At 69.5% G+C, this 17,256-nt stretch carries 13 protein-coding genes; 1 reads left to right on the top strand and 12 read right to left on the bottom strand.

Annotated features, from left to right (window positions below):
* Positions 1 to 11: 11 nt before the first annotated feature.
* The 5 genes from BLU09_RS29265 to BLU09_RS29285 all read right to left on the bottom strand — a co-directional run bounded on the left by BLU09_RS29265 (position 12) and on the right by BLU09_RS29285 (position 6,543).
* Positions 12 to 254 carry a hypothetical protein gene (locus tag BLU09_RS29265; protein WP_090493237.1) on the bottom strand — a complete coding sequence of 81 codons (243 nt, stop codon included), beginning with the start codon at positions 252 to 254 and terminating at the stop codon, positions 12 to 14.
* Between the two features lie 60 nt (positions 255 to 314).
* Complete coding sequence (locus BLU09_RS29270; RefSeq protein WP_090493239.1) at positions 315 to 2,975, bottom strand: CARDB domain-containing protein; 2,661 nt, start codon at positions 2,973 to 2,975, stop codon at positions 315 to 317.
* Between the two features lie 151 nt (positions 2,976 to 3,126).
* A complete protein-coding gene (gene mutM / locus BLU09_RS29275; protein ID WP_244172104.1) occupies positions 3,127 to 3,981 on the bottom strand; it encodes a DNA-formamidopyrimidine glycosylase in 855 nt (284 codons plus the stop codon).
* 147 nt (positions 3,982 to 4,128) lie between these two features.
* The gene (gene rtcA, locus BLU09_RS29280; protein ID WP_090493242.1) at positions 4,129 to 5,145 is read right to left on the bottom strand and encodes an RNA 3'-terminal phosphate cyclase; all 1,017 of its coding nucleotides are present in this window, start codon (positions 5,143 to 5,145) and stop codon (positions 4,129 to 4,131) included.
* Positions 5,146 to 5,307: 162 nt separating this feature from the next.
* A complete protein-coding gene (locus tag BLU09_RS29285; protein ID WP_090493244.1) occupies positions 5,308 to 6,543 on the bottom strand; it encodes an RtcB family protein in 1,236 nt (411 codons plus the stop codon).
* A gap of 144 nt (positions 6,544 to 6,687) precedes the next feature.
* On the opposite strand from BLU09_RS29285, the gene rtcR reads away from it, so the two are divergent.
* Positions 6,688 to 8,310 carry an RNA repair transcriptional activator RtcR gene (gene rtcR, locus BLU09_RS29290; RefSeq protein ID WP_090493246.1) on the top strand — a complete coding sequence of 541 codons (1,623 nt, stop codon included), beginning with the start codon at positions 6,688 to 6,690 and terminating at the stop codon, positions 8,308 to 8,310.
* A 7-nt stretch (positions 8,311 to 8,317) separates the two neighbouring features.
* Here rtcR and BLU09_RS29295 read toward each other — a convergent pair whose 3' ends face one another.
* The 7 genes from BLU09_RS29295 to BLU09_RS29325 form a co-directional block, all read right to left on the bottom strand.
* Positions 8,318 to 9,736 carry a M24 family metallopeptidase gene (locus BLU09_RS29295; RefSeq protein ID WP_090493251.1) on the bottom strand — a complete coding sequence of 473 codons (1,419 nt, stop codon included), beginning with the start codon at positions 9,734 to 9,736 and terminating at the stop codon, positions 8,318 to 8,320.
* Positions 9,737 to 10,433: 697 nt separating this feature from the next.
* Positions 10,434 to 10,622, bottom strand: coding sequence for a hypothetical protein (locus tag BLU09_RS29300; RefSeq protein WP_090493253.1), 189 nt, complete (start codon positions 10,620 to 10,622; stop codon positions 10,434 to 10,436).
* Positions 10,623 to 10,717: 95 nt separating this feature from the next.
* A complete protein-coding gene (locus tag BLU09_RS29305; RefSeq protein ID WP_090493254.1) occupies positions 10,718 to 13,714 on the bottom strand; it encodes a CHAT domain-containing protein in 2,997 nt (998 codons plus the stop codon).
* The gene (locus tag BLU09_RS29310; protein ID WP_090493255.1) at positions 13,711 to 14,313 is read right to left on the bottom strand and encodes an RNA polymerase sigma factor; all 603 of its coding nucleotides are present in this window, start codon (positions 14,311 to 14,313) and stop codon (positions 13,711 to 13,713) included. Before BLU09_RS29310 ends, BLU09_RS29305 begins: the two co-directional genes overlap by 4 nt.
* A 140-nt stretch (positions 14,314 to 14,453) precedes the next feature.
* Positions 14,454 to 16,061 carry a sensor histidine kinase gene (locus BLU09_RS29315; protein ID WP_090493256.1) on the bottom strand — a complete coding sequence of 536 codons (1,608 nt, stop codon included), beginning with the start codon at positions 16,059 to 16,061 and terminating at the stop codon, positions 14,454 to 14,456.
* 17 nt (positions 16,062 to 16,078) lie between these two features.
* Positions 16,079 to 16,870 (bottom strand): alpha/beta fold hydrolase, encoded by a 792-nt coding sequence (locus BLU09_RS29320; protein ID WP_244172107.1) that lies wholly within the window; start codon positions 16,868 to 16,870, stop codon positions 16,079 to 16,081.
* A gap of 73 nt (positions 16,871 to 16,943) precedes the next feature.
* Positions 16,944 to 17,256, bottom strand: a 313-nt coding sequence (locus BLU09_RS29325; protein WP_143043212.1) for an IS30 family transposase, incomplete at its 5' end; no start/stop codon positions are given.

Here is a 17,256-nt window from a genome sequence, read left to right on the forward strand (position 1 = left end):
TGGCCTCCACCTCAGTCCGGAAGCGGCGCCTGGCGTGGCGTCCCCATCAACTCCAAGGTGCGCAGGGCCACCTGGATGAGCGTCTGGGCACATGGCTCACACCCGCCGCCACAGCACCGCGGCCAGCGGCCTTCCGGGTTGCGCAGCAACGGGCGCACACAGGACTGGTAGTAGCTGGGGAAGCCGAGCTCCTCGCTGGCGCGGACCAGCGCGGCTTCGAACGGAGGTGGCGCGGGGGGGGTGACGTCGGACACGGGGCTGTTCTAACAGCCACCGTGTCCGCTGCCCACCCGCCCGCGCCTGCCGGCTCGGGCTCAGGGTGTCACAATGACCCGCGAACCCACACGACCGTCGTTGGCGGGCACCAGGTCCGGATTGCTGCCCACACTCGCGTGCGCGCCCACGTACCAGACGTCCCCGCTGCTCACGGTGGCCAGCGACAACACCGACAGCGTCCGGCACTGGCTCCGGCCGAGCGTCACGCTCGCCTGCCCGACACGAACGTCTCCCGAAGGCTCAAGGTGCTCGTCACGGGACAAGTAGACCTTCACAGAGGCGGTCCCTATGCCGAGGCCCCGGTTACACACTGTTACCGTCGTCGGATACGAGACGCCCCTTTGGATGACTCCGGGGGCACTCACGGCCGTCACGGCGAAGTCGTTCTGGCCCCCCACCGCCATGGGCACGGAGAACGCGAGGGCGCGCCACTGCTCGGGTGAGCGCACACCCCACGGCTCCCCCAATTGGGCCACCAACTTGAAGGCCCCCTCCAGAGGCACGTTGGCCGCACCGTACAGCGTCACCTGTGCACAGTCGCCCTGAACGAGCCCCGGCGTCCCGCTATAGTCGGAGAGCACGGAGACGGGGAAGTCATCCTCCGTGCGCAGCGCGAGCGTGAGCCGCGTGCCGGGCTGTGACACCGGGCTTCGGTTGCACACGGTCGCGGTCGCGACGAAGGACTCGTTCAGCCGAACCATCGTGGGCGCTTGAAGGTCGGTGATGACCAGTCCACTGATCTGGGTCACCTGAACGACCTCCCCCACGGCATCGTTGTTGGTCTCCACCAACTCCGTGACGGCGTTGGTGACGTCGCCCCACGCCACAGGCCGCCAGGCTCCTTCGAAAAGGGGCGCCGTCATCACCGTCTCCAACGCGACGCAGGCCCCCGGCGCCAACGGCGCCAACGTCAGCATCGGGCCCCCGATGCCCGGCGAGGCATCCAGGTCCGGCTCCGGCAGGAAGAGCGTCTGAATGAACGCCTGCGGCGTCTGGACACTGCCTCGATTGCAGACCGACACCGCGGCAGGCAACGCCCCTCCAGGCCACGTCACCCGGCCATGGGTCTCGATCTTCGTCACGACCAGGTCGGGCCCCGGACCAATCCCCACTTCGGGGCCCAGGAGCGCGTTGTTCTCCAGATGAGGGTCCTCCCCTTGTGGAACGGAGAGCTCCACGGAGGCCTTCACGAAGACCGTGTCCGGCAGCCCCTGCGCGGGAACAGTCCCCACCACGGGAAGCACCGCGCAGCCTTTTCCAAGCGGGCCAAAGGACCGGGTCCCCACACGGATGCCCACCCGAGGGTCCGGGTCATTCGACAGCGCCACATGGACCGCCACCGCCGGAGCAGAGGTGCTTCCCGTGTTGCAGACGGTGACTTCCGTGGTGAAGAAGTCACCCGGAGCAAGCGCGTGCGTCAGCGGCGCGACCCGAGTGACGGAGAGGTCCGCCAGGGTGCCCAGTAGAACGTCCACGGACCGGTCGTTGTTGTCCAGGTGAGCCTCCGCCTGCGCTCCGACCGGATTCACCGTGGCCACCAGTCGCCAGCTTCGCGCCGCGTTTCCCAGGGAGCCCAACGGCTCCTCCCACTCCGTGCACTGGTGGGAGGCCAGGGCCGGGATGCTCCGCGAGGAGACGGTCAGCACGCCTTCGGCGGAGGGCTCGCTGGCACGGAGCTGGAATCGAACCTGCGTGGCGGCGCCGTCGGCCGTGCCCTGGTTGCACACCGTCGTGCGAACAGGAAGGGTCCCGTTGCTCAACTCCACGGGTGGCGCCCGCAGCGCGGCAACGACGTAGTCGGGAATCGAGCCTACCTCCAAGGTGGTCACGGCACTGAGGTTGTTGCTCTCCACATCCTCGGGACGCTCATTCAGCGCGTCCGCCATGACCGCGACGTACCAGGTGCCCGGCTGATGTATCCACCCATCGAACACGACGCGTTCGCAGCGGCCGGCCCGGAGGAAAAGCCCCGTCACGTAGTTCAGGACGACGTCGTCGGCTTCGATGTGAGCGTCTGGCGACTGGTAGAGCCGCACCGAAGTCACCTCATCCCCCTGGCCCCGGTTGCACACGAGGGCGTACACCTGGAAATGAGCATCCGGAAGGACGACGGCAGGCATCGTCGCTGACTCCACGACGAAATCCGGGAGCGAGTCGAACGTCACGGGGACGCCTTCAGCCGAGTTGTTCTCCTCTGAGACCTCGGCCACTTGCGCTTCAGGGTCGGCCAGTGCCCCGACGAACCATGTCCCCGAGTGCGATGCGTCTTTCCGAGCGGTGATTGAACGTGACTCACATGCCCCGGCGCCCAGCCATCCCGAGGGGACGGAGCCGAGCAGCGCGTCCTCCTTGGCGATGCAAGGGTCCCGGGACGCAAACACCGAGACGTCCGTGCTCCCCGCACGGCTGCCCTGGTTGCAGACCGTGACCGAAACCTCGAAGGGGCCCCGCCAATAGACTCGCGATGGAGCCTCAACTTCGGTAATGGCGAAGTCGGGTAGGTCATCCGCACGCGCCGCGCGCGTTGTATCTCGAACCGCGGGCGGTGGGCGGTTGCAGACCTCGCTCCTGACCGGGAGGCCGCTGGTGGAAACACCCGAAACGCGCGGCGGCGCGACCAGCTCCGTCCGTGGTCCCAACGCATCCGGCGCCAGATGCAACGCAAGCCCTAACAATCCCCATGCAATCCCTGACGGCATCGTTCCCCCTCATGACCAGGGCTGGCCTTGAGTTCAGGCGACAGCAACCCGGCGCATCGGGACATGCTCTAACACACCGGCCTGACCGAAGAGAATGCACGGACGCAACGAAGCCCCACGGGACGCTTGTCTCGGTGCGCTTCCTTGCGAATCACAGCAGCGAGGACTGCGCGGGGACTTCGGGCGCGCTCGCCAGGGGCTGGCACGAGGAACACCAGTATGTGTTCCGCCCACCGATGCGTTGATGGGAGACCGGCGTGGCACAGCGCGGGCACGGCGCCCCCGCGCGGCCGAACACGTTGCGCCGGTGCTTCGCCTGGCCTTGAACGCCGAAGAGGTCTCGCTGGGTGCCTCGCATGCGGAGCCCTTCATCGAGCACCGCTTGGATGGCTCGGTCCAGCCGCACCACCTCGTCGGCCGTGAGGGACGACGCCAGCCGGCGTGGGTCAATCCCCGCCTGCCACAGGCTCTCGTCCGCGTCCCGGTTGCCGAGCCCCGCCACCACCCGCTGATTGAGGAGCACCGTCTTGAGGGGACTTTTCCGCCGCCGCAACTGACGCCCCAGCACCGCTGGAGTGAATCCCTCCCCCAGCGCCTCCGGCCCGAGTTCGTCCAGCTTCAAGCGCGCGGCCAGCTCAGCGGAAGGCGCCAGCGCGATGCGCGCGTAGCCCAGCGAGTCCGTGAACTGCAACTCCTCGCCCCCCTCCAGCTCGAGCACCACCAGTGTCGAAGACGGGCGCTCACTCCCCTTGGGGCGCAACGCCAACTCTCCGAAGAGCATGAAGTGCAGCGCGAGCGTCGTCCCGTCATCGAGCGCGAGCAAGATGAACTTGGCCCTTCGGTTCGCGGCGGTGACCTGCCGCCCCTTCAAGGCCTCGATGAAGTCCGGCGGCGACGGGAAGCGTACGACGGCGGGAACCAGGACCTCCGCCCCCGCGAAGCGGCGGCCCACGGCGGCATGCCGCAAGTCCCGGGTGATGATTTCGACTTCAGGCACCTCTGCCACGCGGACGCCTCCTCCGCACATGCATGGTGCCGGCGCCTCGCGGCGCGCCACGAAGACGCCCACCCGCCATGGGGCCTGGCCGCCCTCCGAACGGAGCGCGCGACGCTCAGCCCCAGGGCCGCCCGCAGGCGGACGCGCCCCTGGGGCTCAGGCGCGGACCTCCACCTCACGAACCTCGCGAGACACCTCCCGCACCTCGACCTTCACATCCAGGAACTGGGCGATGGTTTGGAGCTGTGTCTCGGCATGCCCATCCAACGGCAGCGTGCGGAACACGCCGCCCTTCGCCAGCGCCACGAGGAGCAGCAGTTGGTCACACAGGTGCTCGCCCACCGGCACGTCCGCGTCGAGATAGCGCTTCACCTCTTCAGCGACCTGTCCGGCCACGGCCTCCGCCCGCTTCCCCCGCTCACCGAATCCGGTGAAGACCTCCGTCACGTGCTCGCTCTCCACCTCGGCGACCAGCACGTTGCCGGGCCCCAGCGGACGCTTCAGCTCCTCCGTCCGGAGTTCATCGGGCCGCCACTTCAGCGCCGCCCCCGCCGTGCCCAGCTCGCGCTGCGCCACGTCGAACGGAATCATCGCAATCACGGCCTTCAAATCCCGGCGGACCACGCGCCCCCGCTCCAGCAGGTGCAGTGGCTTCAGCGGCGCGGGTCGCACGTCGACCCGGAACCGCCCGCCCCCGGCCGGGAAGAAACCGGCACGCTCCAGGGTCGCCTCCACGGACGGCCCCATGCGACGGACCAGCGGCAGATACGCACGCTGGAGGAAGTCGAACGGCGGCGCCATGGGGTTGTGCGTTCCCCCCTCCAACATCAGCGTGGAAGGCCCCTCCGCCAGGAGCAGCGCTGGAAGCACCGTCTGGAGCACCAGCGTCGCGCTGCCCGCGGTGCCCACCGCGAAGTGATAGTTCCCCGCGGCCAGGGCGCGCGGACGGAAGGTCAGCTCGCGCGAGCCAAGCTCCGCGCCCGACACCTCCGCGGCCCCCACGGCCTCCGCGGCCTTCACCGACGTCAGGTGCTGGCGCAGCAGGCCCGGCTTCTTCCGGCCCGCGCGGATGTTCTGGATGGTGAAGGACTTGCCCGTCACCAGCGACAGCGCCAACGAGGTGCGCAGCACCTGCCCCCCGCCCTCTCCCAATGAACCATCGATGCGCACCATGACGACCTCCTCCTTGCTGCTCGCGACTCACGCACCACCCGGCACGCACTGACACCCCTGTGAAAATAGCGGCGCCCGCGCCCCCATCCTGGCGGCCTTTCGGCCTCTTGGGGAGCGCGGGCGCCTCGGTGTCTTCATCCCGGCATGGTCACCTCTGGGTTTCTAGCCCTTCACGCACACGACCTGCTTCAGGGTGTGGACCACCTCCACCAGGTCCGCCTGCGCCGCCATCACCGCATCGATGGACTTGTACGCAGCCGGCGTCTCGTCGATGACGTCCACGTCCTTGCGGCACTCCACGCCGGCGGTCGCCTCCACGTGGTCCTCCACCGTGAAGCGCCGCTTCGCCGCCGCACGCGACATCACCCGCCCCGCGCCGTGGCTGCAGGAGTGGAAGCTGTCCGCGTTCCCCTTCCCGCGGACGATGAACGAACGCGCCCCCATGCTTCCGGGGATGATGCCGAGGTCACCCTCGCGCGCTCGCACCGCCCCCTTGCGCGTCACGAAGCAGTTCTTCCCGAAGTGGTGCTCACGGGCGATGTAGTTGTGGTGGCAGTTCACCGCCGCGTCCTTCAGCTCGAACGGAGGCAGCTCACCGCTCACCTGCAGCGCGTCCACCGCCGCTTGCAGCATCAGCGCGCGGTTCGTCGCGGCGAAGTCCTGCGCCCAGCTCACCGCGAAGACGTAGTCCTCGAAGTGCTCCGTCCCTTCCGCCAGGTACGCCAGGTCCCCGTCCGGCAGGTTGATGAACCAGCGGCGCATGTCCTCCTTCGCCAGCTCGATGAAGTAGCTCCCGATGCGGTTCCCCACGCCGCGCGAACCGGAGTGCAACATCAGCCACACGCCATCCGACTCATCGAGGCACAGCTCGATGAAGTGGTTCCCCGTTCCCAGCGTCCCCAGGTGCGACAGCTCCGGCCCACGGCCGATGCGCGGATGCTTCCCGACGATGCGGTCGTACCCCTCCACCAACCGCGCCCACTCCTGCTGGTGCCGCGCGGGCGCCACACGCCACGCCCCCACGTCGTTGCGGCCACCGTTGTCGGAGCGGCCATGCGGCACCGCGCGCTCAATCGCCGAGCGAACTCCCCGCAGCGAGTCCGGGAGCTGGTCCGCTCGCAGCGTCGTGCGGACGGCGATCATCCCGCAGCCGATGTCCACGCCCACCGCCGCCGGAACCACCGCCCCGACCGTGGGGACCACGCTCCCCACCGTCGCGCCGTAGCCGCGGTGCACGTCCGGCATCACCGCGACCCACTGATGGATGAAGGGGAGGCCACGCAGGTTGCGGAGCTGCTTCTTCGCCTCATCCTCGAACGGAACCCCCACCGTCCACGCCTTGATGGGGCGGCCCGCCTCGTCCGACAGCACCTCGTAGTTCCCGTTGATGCGGCTCATCGTCTCCACCTTTCAGTCGTCCGCCGGGCGCTGTGTCCCGGTCACGGAGGAGGCCTAGAGCAGCCGGCGTGCCAACACCGCTTCCGAGGGGAGCCCTCCAAGCGAGCTGGCATTCCCTATCTCCACAGATAAAGTCCTATCTCCATGGCGAAAGCACGCGCACGCAAGACGGTGGTCCTGGGGATGCTCGGGACGACGCTGGACAACGGGCAGGGGCCGCAGCGCTGGACGCGGTGGCGGCCCACGGTGGCGCTGTGCCAGCAGGAGGACCTGTTGGTGCACCGGCTGGAGCTGTTGCATCCGCCAAACGCGACCTCGCTCGCGGCCACACTGGCGGGGGACATCCGCCAGGTGTCACCGGAGACGGAGGTGCGGGGCAGGCCCCTGGACATCCAGAACCCGTGGGACTTGGAGGAGACCTACGGCGCGCTGCTCGACTACGTGCGCGGCTATGCCTTCAACCCCGAGGCGGAGGACTACCTGGTCCACATCACCACGGGCACGCACATCGCGCAGATCTGCATGTTCCTGCTCGTGGAGAGCCGGCTCATCCCCGGCAAGCTGGTCCAGGTGTCCCCCGGCCCCAGGGACCGCGCGGGCGCGGGGACACACACCCTCATCGACCTGGACCTGTCCCAGTACGACACCCTGGCCGCGCGCTTCCGGCAGGAGCAGCGAGAAGGCCTGGCCTTCCTCAAGTCCGGCATCGACACCCGCAACGCGGCGTTCAACCGCCTCATCGAGCGCATCGAACAGGTGGCCGTCCAGTCCCGCGCGCCCCTGCTCATCACGGGCCCCACCGGCGCGGGCAAGTCGCAGCTCGCGCGGCGCATCTACGCGCTGAAGAAGTCGCGGCGCGGCGTGGCGGGCCCCTTCGTGGACCTCAACTGCGCCACGCTCCGGGGCGACGGCGCCATGTCCGCGCTCTTCGGGCACGTGAAGGGCGCCTTCACGGGCGCGCTGAGCGACAGGCCCGGTCTGCTGCGGCAGGCGAACGGCGGCGTGCTCTTCCTGGACGAAATCGGCGAGCTGGGCGCGGACGAGCAGGCCATGTTGCTCCGCGCGCTGGAGGACAAGCGCTTCTTGCCCGTGGGCGCGGACCGCGAGGTGGAGAGCGACTTCCAGCTCATCGCCGGCACCAACCGGGACCTCCAAGTCGAGGTCGAGCGCGGGCGCTTCCGGGAGGACCTGCTCGCGCGCATCAACCTGTGGACGTTCCGGCTGCCCGCGCTGCGCGAGCGCCCGGAGGACATCCCACCCAACCTGCTCTTCGAACTGGACCAGTCCTCCGAGGCCGTGGGCACGCGCGTCACCATGAACAAGGAGGCGCAGAAGCGCTTTCTGGACTTCGCCACGTCCACCGAGGCGAGGTGGGCAGGCAACTTCCGGGACCTCAACGCGGCGGTGCTGCGCATGGCCACGCTGGCGACGGGCGGACGGATTACTCGGGACGTGGTGGACGAGGAGCTCGAACGGCTGCGCGAGCAGTGGCGGCCCTCCGGAGCGAAGGCGGCGGTCGTCGCCGGGGACCTGGTCGCGGAGGTGCTGGGGGAGAACCTCGCCAGCGAGCTGGACCGCTTCGACCGGGTCCAGCTCGCGGACGTGCTGAGCGTCTGCCGGGCATCACGCTCGTTGTCGGACGCGGGGCGCGTGCTGTTCGCTCAGTCACGCGCCCAGAAGAAGAGCGTCAACGACGCGGACCGGCTGAAGAAGTACCTGGCCCGCTTCGGACTCACGTGGGCGGACGTCAGCGGGCGAGGCGCGTAGGCCGGGCTCAGAGCATGGGCATGCCACGCGTCGTCACGCCCTTGCCTCCCTTGGCGCCCTGACTTCGCTGCCCGCCCTGCCCATCGCGGCCCAGGAGGTAGAACGACTCCTGCCTGGACACGAAGAACTTCCAGCCCTCCTCGGTGAGGTAGGCCGGGTCCTCCTGCATCACGAAGACCTTCTGCCCGTCCCACTCCGGCACCGACGTGGCGGTGTTCAGCTCGATGGCGATGTACGAGCCCAGGCGCAACGTCTTGGCCTCCTCCTGCCGGCTGGCCGAACGGAAGTCGATGCTCGCGCCCAGCGCGTGGCCCTGGTTGCCCAGCGGGTGGCTGTACACCATGGCCTCGATGCCCTTCTCCTTCATCTCCGCCATCGTCTGCGTGTACACCTGCGCGGACGTGCGGCCCGGACGGGAGGCGCGCAGCATCAGCGCGTCCTGGAGTTCGATGGTGTTGGCCAGCGCCCGCTTGAGGCCCTCCGGCGCGTCCGTCTCCCCCTCGTTCAGCACGTAGGCCATCTTCTGCCAGTCGGAGTTCAGCCCCATGTAGGTGATGCCGAAGTCCACGTGCAGCAGGTCGCCGCGGAGGATGACGACGTCCTCCTTCGCGGGCGCCAGGAAGCCTCGCGAGCTGGCGCCATCCGCGCCCTTGCGCTGCACGCGCAGGTCCGGCTGGAACCAGGTGTCCACGCCCAGCGCCCAGAGCCTGTCATAGAGGAAGCGGCGCACGTCACCGACGGTCGTCTTCCCCGGCACCACCACCTCCGGAGAGAAGGCCTCCTTCACCACGGCCTCCGTCAGCATCACCAGCCGCTGGTAGTGCAGCCACTCCTCGGGGATGCGCGTGTCCAGGTACTCCTCGATGAGCGGCGCGGCGCTCACGAAGCGGGCCTCCGCCTCCGCGCCCAGGGCCTCCACCAGGAAGGCATAGCTGTCCTTCGTCAGGCTGCGCGTCACCCCGCGCTTGCCGCCAATGCCCAGGGCAATCGTCCGGGGCTGATAGCGCGTGTTCAGGTCCGCCAGGATCTCCTGCGGCTTGCGCCCTTCTTCGGGCAGCTCGAAGAAGCGCGCGAGCGTGGCCTCCGAGTAGCCGGAGAGCGCGACGCGCTTGAGCCCCTCGGGCCCGGCGTCGACGAACACGAAGATGTCCCGGTTGCCCGCGTAGGGCCGCGGCGGCGCGATGAACTGGGTGAGCGGGTCGTCGTGGAACTCCTCGTTCACGACCACCCACATGCCCACGCCATGGCGGCGCATCATGTCCAGCAGCATGCCGTGGCGCTTCTCCAGCCAGGCTTCGCGCTCGGCGATCTGCTCCGACCAGGACATGAGACGCGGCGGCGAGTCGTCAGCAGCGCCCTGGCGCCCCGTGGTGGCACAGGCGGCCAGCAGCAACAGCGGCAGGGCCGCCCACTTCGCGGACTTCATGTGAGGACTCCCATCGAGAAGGAGGCCGCACCGTATCGCATGAAAGCCAGGGGGCCTCCGCCTCCAGAGCCCTTGGATTCTCTGGAGACGGAGGGCCTGGGGCACGCCCCCTCCCTCACTCCCTGGAAGTCCGCACTCCAGCGCCTCTCCGGATGGACGCGTCCTCGACGCCCGCGTCATGTGGTCGTCGGCCCCCCGGTCCCGACGCGGCCACCCTTCGAGATGACGGCTGTCCCCCGACGCCGTCTGCTGGAGCGGGGCCTCATCCCCCGCACACCGAACTCAGAAGCTGGCGATCCGGAACTCGAAGTCGCTCTCGTCGAACGCCTCCCGTTCCTGTCCCCCCAGGTCCTCCGCGTCCCCCCCCGCTTTCACGACACTCCGCGCGTCCCCCGGACCACCCCGCTCCCCCCAGCTGGAGCTCCCGTCCGACCAGGCCGCCCATCCCCCGCCCATCGCCCCACGCCCCTCCTCAGGTGCCCAGAAACCGCTCGCATCCCCTTGGCCCCGCGCGTCACCACGAAACATCTCTCCCCCTCTTCTCGGGGGCTCGCGACCAACGCCCCCTCAATCTCAGATACGGACCCAGCCCTTTTTATTGTGCATTCTGTTCAAAAAAATCCGGGGCGCCCCGAGCGGAGGCGCCCCGTAAAACCTGTATCGCTGGCGCGACTCAGGACAATCCAGAAATTGTTACTTATTTACGACGTGCGTTGTCCGAGCCGTCCGGCTGAGACGCCGTATTCACGGACGGGACGACGGACATCCTCGCCGAGAACGGCGGGTGCGCCGTCAGACCCGGGGTGGGCTCCGGCGGTGGGTCATGCGGGTTGATGCTCACCACCGCCCCATCGCGCTTCGACTTCTTCGAAAGCTTCTTCACCATCGCATCCCCCTCTGCGCGGCACCGGCGGGGCCCGGCGGCATGCCATCTCCCCGCCTCCGCCTTGGTACTACGCACCGGGTCGGATTCCTTGGCCATCATTCGAAGAGGAGGATGCCGTGGACCCAGTCCGCGGAGGGGTGGTCCGCCAGCCACGTGCGCCGCGCGTCGCGGAGCGCGAGGGCCGCCGGTGCACCGCTCCGGATGCGCTCACGTACCGCTTCGAAGAAGCGCCCCGCCGAGTCGGGGATTTCCACCGTGGAGGCCAGCACCGTGGCCGCGCCTGCTTCGATGAAGGCCACCGGCAGGCTGAAGGACTCATGAAGGAAGGGCGTGGCTCGGGCCGCACTGCACGTGGCCAGAAGCACGAGCGGCGCGCGCTCCAGCTTCAGCGCGCGGACCTGGGGGGCGGACAGCGCGTATCGGCCATCGGGTTCAGGCGCCAGCACCACCAGCGAGGCGTCTGACATCTCGGGGCTGAAAGCGCCGTGCGCGTGAATTTCCACCTCACTGGCCTGCGCCATGGCGGCCAGCACCCGGGTTGGCGTGGCTTGCATGCCCGACAGCTCGATTCGCTGCGGGTCCGGCGCGTGCGGCGGCTCCAGCGGAAGCAACCGCGGGAGGCCCAGCGCCGCGGGCGCCTCCACCCCATTGACGACCAGGTGCGGCCCGCTGCCACGAGCCGGCACGGGAGACGCGCCTCCGGGCCGCCCCACGCGGTAGCTCCAGGCGAGCTCCGCGGGCAGCAGCCCCCGCAGGCCATGCACCGGCGGCAGCGCGAGCACATCCACCCGCTCGCAACCCTTCAAGGCGGCCTGGAGCGACGGCGGCACCAGCCCGGAGGCGTCCCGCCCCAGGGGCTCCGCGCGGCTGGCGTCGAAGTGCCCCTGCAGTTCACCCGTAGCGCCCCGCAGCGCGACCACCGAGCGCTCGTAGTCCACGGCGACGCCCAGCACACATCGCGCGGGGACCTCGACCTGAAGCGCGGCGCCCATGAGCGCCAGGGCCTCACCTGGGGCGTCCGTGCGGCCTGCCTCGTGCGCCAGGACGTTGTAGGCCCCCATGCGCGTCTTGCGCGCGTCCACATCGTTGGGAAGGGCCTCCGCCAGTTGGATGGCGCCGCGAAGCAGCTCCAGCCCGGTCGCGCGGTCGCGCTCCAGCACGAACTGCCCCTCGGCGAAGCGCATCTGCGCGAGCTTGCCCGGGGAGGGCTGCCCCCGGTGCAGCTCGGCCAGGGTGCGGCGCAACAGGTCCGCGTCCTGGCTGTCCGCGCCGAAGCGCGCCAGGTACGACAACAACAGCGCGCCGGGCAGCCCCAGTGGCCGGCCACACTCCTGCGCCAGCTCCAGCTCGCTCCGCGCCTCGTGCGCGTCGAACTCCAGCCACGACAGGTAGGCCAGGTTGCGGTGCACGTAGGTGCGCTGCTCGCAGGCGTCGGGCGTTCGCGCCAGGGACTCGCGCAGGTAGGCGCGCGCGCTGGTGATGTCCAACCGGTAGCGAGCGATGTGCGCCAGCTCCTGGAGGAACTGTTGCTCCAGCTCCCATTCCTCCTGCTCCCGAGACGCCAGCCAGCCACTCCACGCCTGCTCGAAAGCCTCCGCCGGGCGGTTGAGCGCGAGATAGAGGTCCGACAGCCGCTTCTTCAGCGTGGCGCAGCGGTAGGACAGCCCCTTGCCCTGACAGGCCCCCACGGCCGCGCGAAGCCGCGCCTCCGCCTTCCACCATTCGCCCGCGCGCTCCTCGGCGCCCGCCAGCTCTCGCTCGGCCAGCAGCGACAACCAGGGGTCCTCGGCCGCACGGGCCAGCCGCGTGAAATCCTCCAGGTGGCGCGCGCCTGCCTTCTGATTGATGAGCCCGCCCAGGTACAGGTCGTCCTCGCCCGAACGCCGCAGCGTCTCCAGGAAGCGCGCTGGCGAGGACAGCTCGCCCCGGACGAGCTTCGCGTAGTCCGCCGCCAGAGGTGCACGGCGGCTGAAGTCCCGCTCCGCCACACGCTGCACGTAGCCGCGAAGCACCTCGCCGCCCTGGACGCCGTCCAACACGTCCGCCAGCGGAAGCAGGCGCAGGGTCCCCTCCCGCGACGGCGCGGCCCTCACCGCGTCGTAGAACGCCAGCCGGACGATGCCAGGAAAGCGCTTCGCTTCCTCCAGCGGGAGCCGCGCCTGCGCGTCCACCATCAGGTCCCGCACCGCCGCGCGAGCCCCCTTCCAGGCCCGCCCACGCGCCTGCGTCTGCTGCCGGAGCGCTCGCGCGCGAATCCGCGCCTCCTCGCTCCATCCCGGCTCCCCGCGCTTCACCACCGCGTCGAACGCCTCCGCGGCCAGCAGCGTCAGCCCCATCTCCCGCAGCACCAGCGCCCGGTTCCACTGCGCCTGGGCGTGCTCGGGCGCTTGTCGTAACACGCCGTCCAGCAGCGCCAGCGCCTGCTCCGGGTGCCCCTGCTCCAACGCGATGATGGCCAGGTCGCTGTCCCGGTCCGGTGACGGCGACATCCGGTGGAGGAAGTCGAAGGCTTGCCGCAGGTCCCTGCGGACCAGGTACGCGGCGGCAATGCCATGCAGGTCCCCCTGGTCCTCCAGATCCGCCAGCGCCCGGAGCGGCAATGCCGAGCCAGCCCCGCCCGGAGGCCCTCTGACACCCGCGCGCAAGGGCACATAGGGCCGGTGTCCGTCCGCGCGTGCATAGGCGACCCTCGCCTCGATGAGGCGCGACGACGTCTGCGCGAGCCAGACCTCCTGCTGGGAACCCCGCATATCGGCGCTCTTGACGACGAGCACCAGGACGATGGCCGCCGCCACGGCGCCCACCGCGAACGGGGCCCAGCGCCAGTGCGGGCGACCCGGCACTTCGGCCGCGTCACGTGTCCTGGGCGCATCGGGCGCCGTCCAGGTTTCGGGCGCGTCCTCCTGCTCGTGCGCCAACACGCGCGGGTCCCCCATCACATGGAAGCCCAGCAGCTCCAGTTGCATGGCTTCGTGCAGGCCGGACGCGCAGGGGTCACAGCGAGCGAGGTGATGCCGGAAGTTCTCCTCGTCCACGGGCGGCAGCTCGCCGTCCAGGAAGAGGGACAGCCTGTTACAGAGCGTCCCCATCACGCGCTGCCTCCTCCGTCGCTCCCGGTGAGCGGCAGCAGAAGCGCCTTCAACTCCTTGCGGGCCTGATAGAGCCAGCTCCCCACGGTGCCTTCGGGGACGCCCATGCGCAGGGCGATGGCGCGGTAGCGCAGCCCCGAGGCATGCAGCGAATACGCCTCACGCACCCTGGGATTCGACAACTGGGCAATGGCCGACTGGAAGTCCTTCTCCGAGATGTGCTCCCAGACCTCCATGGCCTCCGGCTCAGGGGCCGCGACTCCCTCGCGCACCAGCCGCAGCTCCGGACGGTCCTGCTCCAGCAATTCCGAGCGCCGCTTGCGGCACTGGTCGAGGAAATGATTGGTCATCGCCCGACACAGCCACGCCCTGTAGACGGGCTCCGGCTGCGCGGCGAGTGCCCCGTGATGCAGCAGTCCGCGCGTGAGCGCCTCCTGCACCAGGTCTTCCGGATCGATGCCTCCCTGACCGCACAACCGTCTCGCCAGGGCCAACAGCATGGGCCTGACACGATGCGCGAACTCCTCGAACCCGTCGGGATGCACATCCGTACTGTAGGCCACAGGAATGCGAATGACTGTGGCAATGCGTTGGCCGCTCATCGACCCGGACTCCTTCCACGCCTCTCCAAACGAAGTCCGGGGCAATCCTTGGAAGGCCGTCGTGAAACAGACTCAATCGCGTCGAGTTGCGCTCGCTCACCGACATCCCTGCCGTCCTGCGGGCCAGGGACAGGCCGGCGTCAGGCCAGCGCGGCGGAAATCGAGACAGGCTGCGCCACGGGTAGTTCCAACGTCAACGCCGCGCCCCCCAGGGCTTCCGAGCGTCCCGCACTCAAACGTCCGCCATGCCGTTCGGCGATGCCTCGCGCGATGGCCAGCCCCAAGCCTGTCCCCGGCCGAGGTCCCTCACGCTTGCGACCCGTCACGAAGGGCTGGAAGAGCCGGGGCAGCAACTCCGGTGGAATGCCAGGCCCGCTGTCCTCCACCCGGACGAACAACCGGCCATTCGCCTGCTCAAGGGATGTCCTCAACCGCGGTGCGGGCACGTCTCTCAGGGCGAGCAGGGCGTTCTCCAACAGGATGACCATCACCTGTGAGAGCTGGGACTGGTCGGCCTCCACCGTGAGCGACGCGACCTCCTCGGACTCGAAGGCGACGTCAGGCGCGAGCGAGCCCAGTCCCTGCCGCGCGGTGGAGTACGCCAGCGCGACGGTGGCTGAGACATCCACGCGGCGCAGGTCCAGCGGGCGCGGGCGGCCATAGCGCAGCAGCTCGTCCACGAAGTGACTGGCGCGGTCGATCTGCTCCCGCATGGCCGCCACCGTGTCCGGGTCCCCGCCCCTTCGCTCCAGCAGCTTGAGGTGCGCGGCGAGCACGCCCAACGGATTGCGGACCTCGTGGGCCACCGCGGACGTGAATTGTCCCAGCTCCGCCAGCCGCGCTGATTGGTCCGCGCGCGCCTCCTCGCGAGCGAGCGCCACGGCCAGCTCGTCACTGGTGGCCCGGCCCTTGAGGAGCTGGCGCCCCAGCCAGGCCTGAAGCGCCTGACGCACGGGCTCGAACGCGAGCGCGGCCAGGGCCAGGAGGAAGAAGGCACCTACGCGGTACTCGGTGAGGAACGGCTGGCCGCTGCCCGACAGCAGCGTCAAGACGCCAAAGAGGAAGCCCGCGGACAACACCGCCGCCACCGCGGAATAGACGAGGCTGCGTTCGAGCAGCCGTCGGTCCGCGGCTGGCTGATGGGCATTGATGACGTGCACCAGCACCAGCAGCGCCGCCAGCACCAGGTACATCCCGAACGGCAACGCGTACCCGCCCGACAGCAACAGGGCGTTGCCGATACTGCCCAGGTACGCGAGCAGCCCGGCGATGCCCAGGCTGAGGAGGATGGGCCGTCGCTCGGGAGCTTCGCCGCGGTACGCGCGCGACAGGTGCACCAGCGGCACGCTCGCCGCCACCACGGCGAGCACCATGGTGGGCCAGAACAGGGGGCCTCGCCCCATCGCCAGCGGCCCGTGCAGGACGTTGGGGAGGAACGCGCCAATGCCCGTCACCACCACCGCCACGCAGTACGCGAGCACCACCAGCCGATAGGAGCGCTGCCGGGTCACGTCATAGGCGGAGTGCAGGTACGCCGCCGCGACGAAGGCCCCACCCGCGACGAAGCGCTCCCCCACCCACGCCATGGACGGGATGCAGAGGAGCAGCAGCGCGCCCGTCCACCCCGCGGTCGCCAGACAGTAGAGCGCCAGGCCTCGCGCGTTGTGCCCCCGGAGCGCGGCCGTGAAGAACAGCAGCAGCGACACGGAGAGGACAGGCACGAGGCTGTAGGCGAACAAGGGCCCCATGCCGGTACTGTGACAGATCAGCGAGCGCCGTGAGGCGGACTCGCCGCCGAGGTATGGGCGGTGATGGCCCGGGTCATCGTCTCCCAGTCATCCGGGTGCAGGTCATGCCCCGCGTCCTGCAGTGTCACCAGGCGCGCGCCCTTCACGGCACGGCTCAAGGCCACGCCATGCGCATGGTCGATGACCGGGTCCACCGAGCCGTGGATGACCAGCAGCGGCGCTTCAATCTCACGAGTCCGGCCGTACCACTCCAGGCCACCGGACAGCCCCGCGTGGTTCAATGCACATTGAGGCGCGAGCGCGCGCCGGTAGTCCTGTACTGCTCGCGCCCGCACCCGGGCCTCGTCGAACGACCTCCGCGCACGGCCCACGCACAACCGTGAGAGTTCGACCTGGAAGCCGACGGCCTCCGCCTCGTCGGGCCAGTTCAGCGTGGCGGCCCGCTGGAAGTGCGCGAGCACCGCCGGGTCCATACCCGGGTCCTCGAAGTCCGGCTCCGAGAAAATCTGGGCGCTGATGAGCGTCAGCGAGCGGACTCGCGCCGGGTACTTCAACGCCGCCATCTGACAGAGCAGGCCCCCCAATGACATTCCCACGAGGTGGGCGCGCTCGATGCCATATCCATCCAGCACGGAGATGGCATCGGAGGCGAGGTCGTCCAGCGTGTAGGGCGTGGCGCCTGGCACACCGTGCGAGGAGCGCCCCGTATCGCGGTGGTCGTAGCGGATGACGAAGTGCCCCGTCCGCGCGAGCTGCTCCATGAGCCCGTCGGGCCACCCCAGCATCGAGCTGGCCGCCCCCATCAACATCAGCACGGGGGCGTCGCCCTCGCGCCCGAAGTGCTCGGTGCAGAGCCGAATGTCGCCCGATTCGATGGCGGTTTCAGCCGGTCATCGCAACACTTTGAGCGAATACCTCTGCGGGGGTACGCCAGTCGAGTGTCTGGCGGGGGCGGGTGTTGAGTTGATGGGCGACGGCGTCGAGTTGGGCGCGCGACAGGCCGCTCAAGTCCAGGCCCTTGGGGAAGTACTGGCGCAGTAGTCCGTTGGTGTTCTCGTTGCTGCCGCGTTGCCACGGGCTGTGGGGGTCGCAGAAATAGACTTGGACGTCGGTGTCGATGGTGAAGCGCGCGTGCTCGGCCATCTCCTTGCCCTGGTCCCAGGTGAGGCTGCGGCGCAGGGCCTGCGGCAGCTGG

It is taken from the genome of Myxococcus virescens (assembly GCF_900101905.1).
Taxonomy (GTDB): Bacteria; Myxococcota; Myxococcia; order Myxococcales; family Myxococcaceae; genus Myxococcus; species Myxococcus virescens.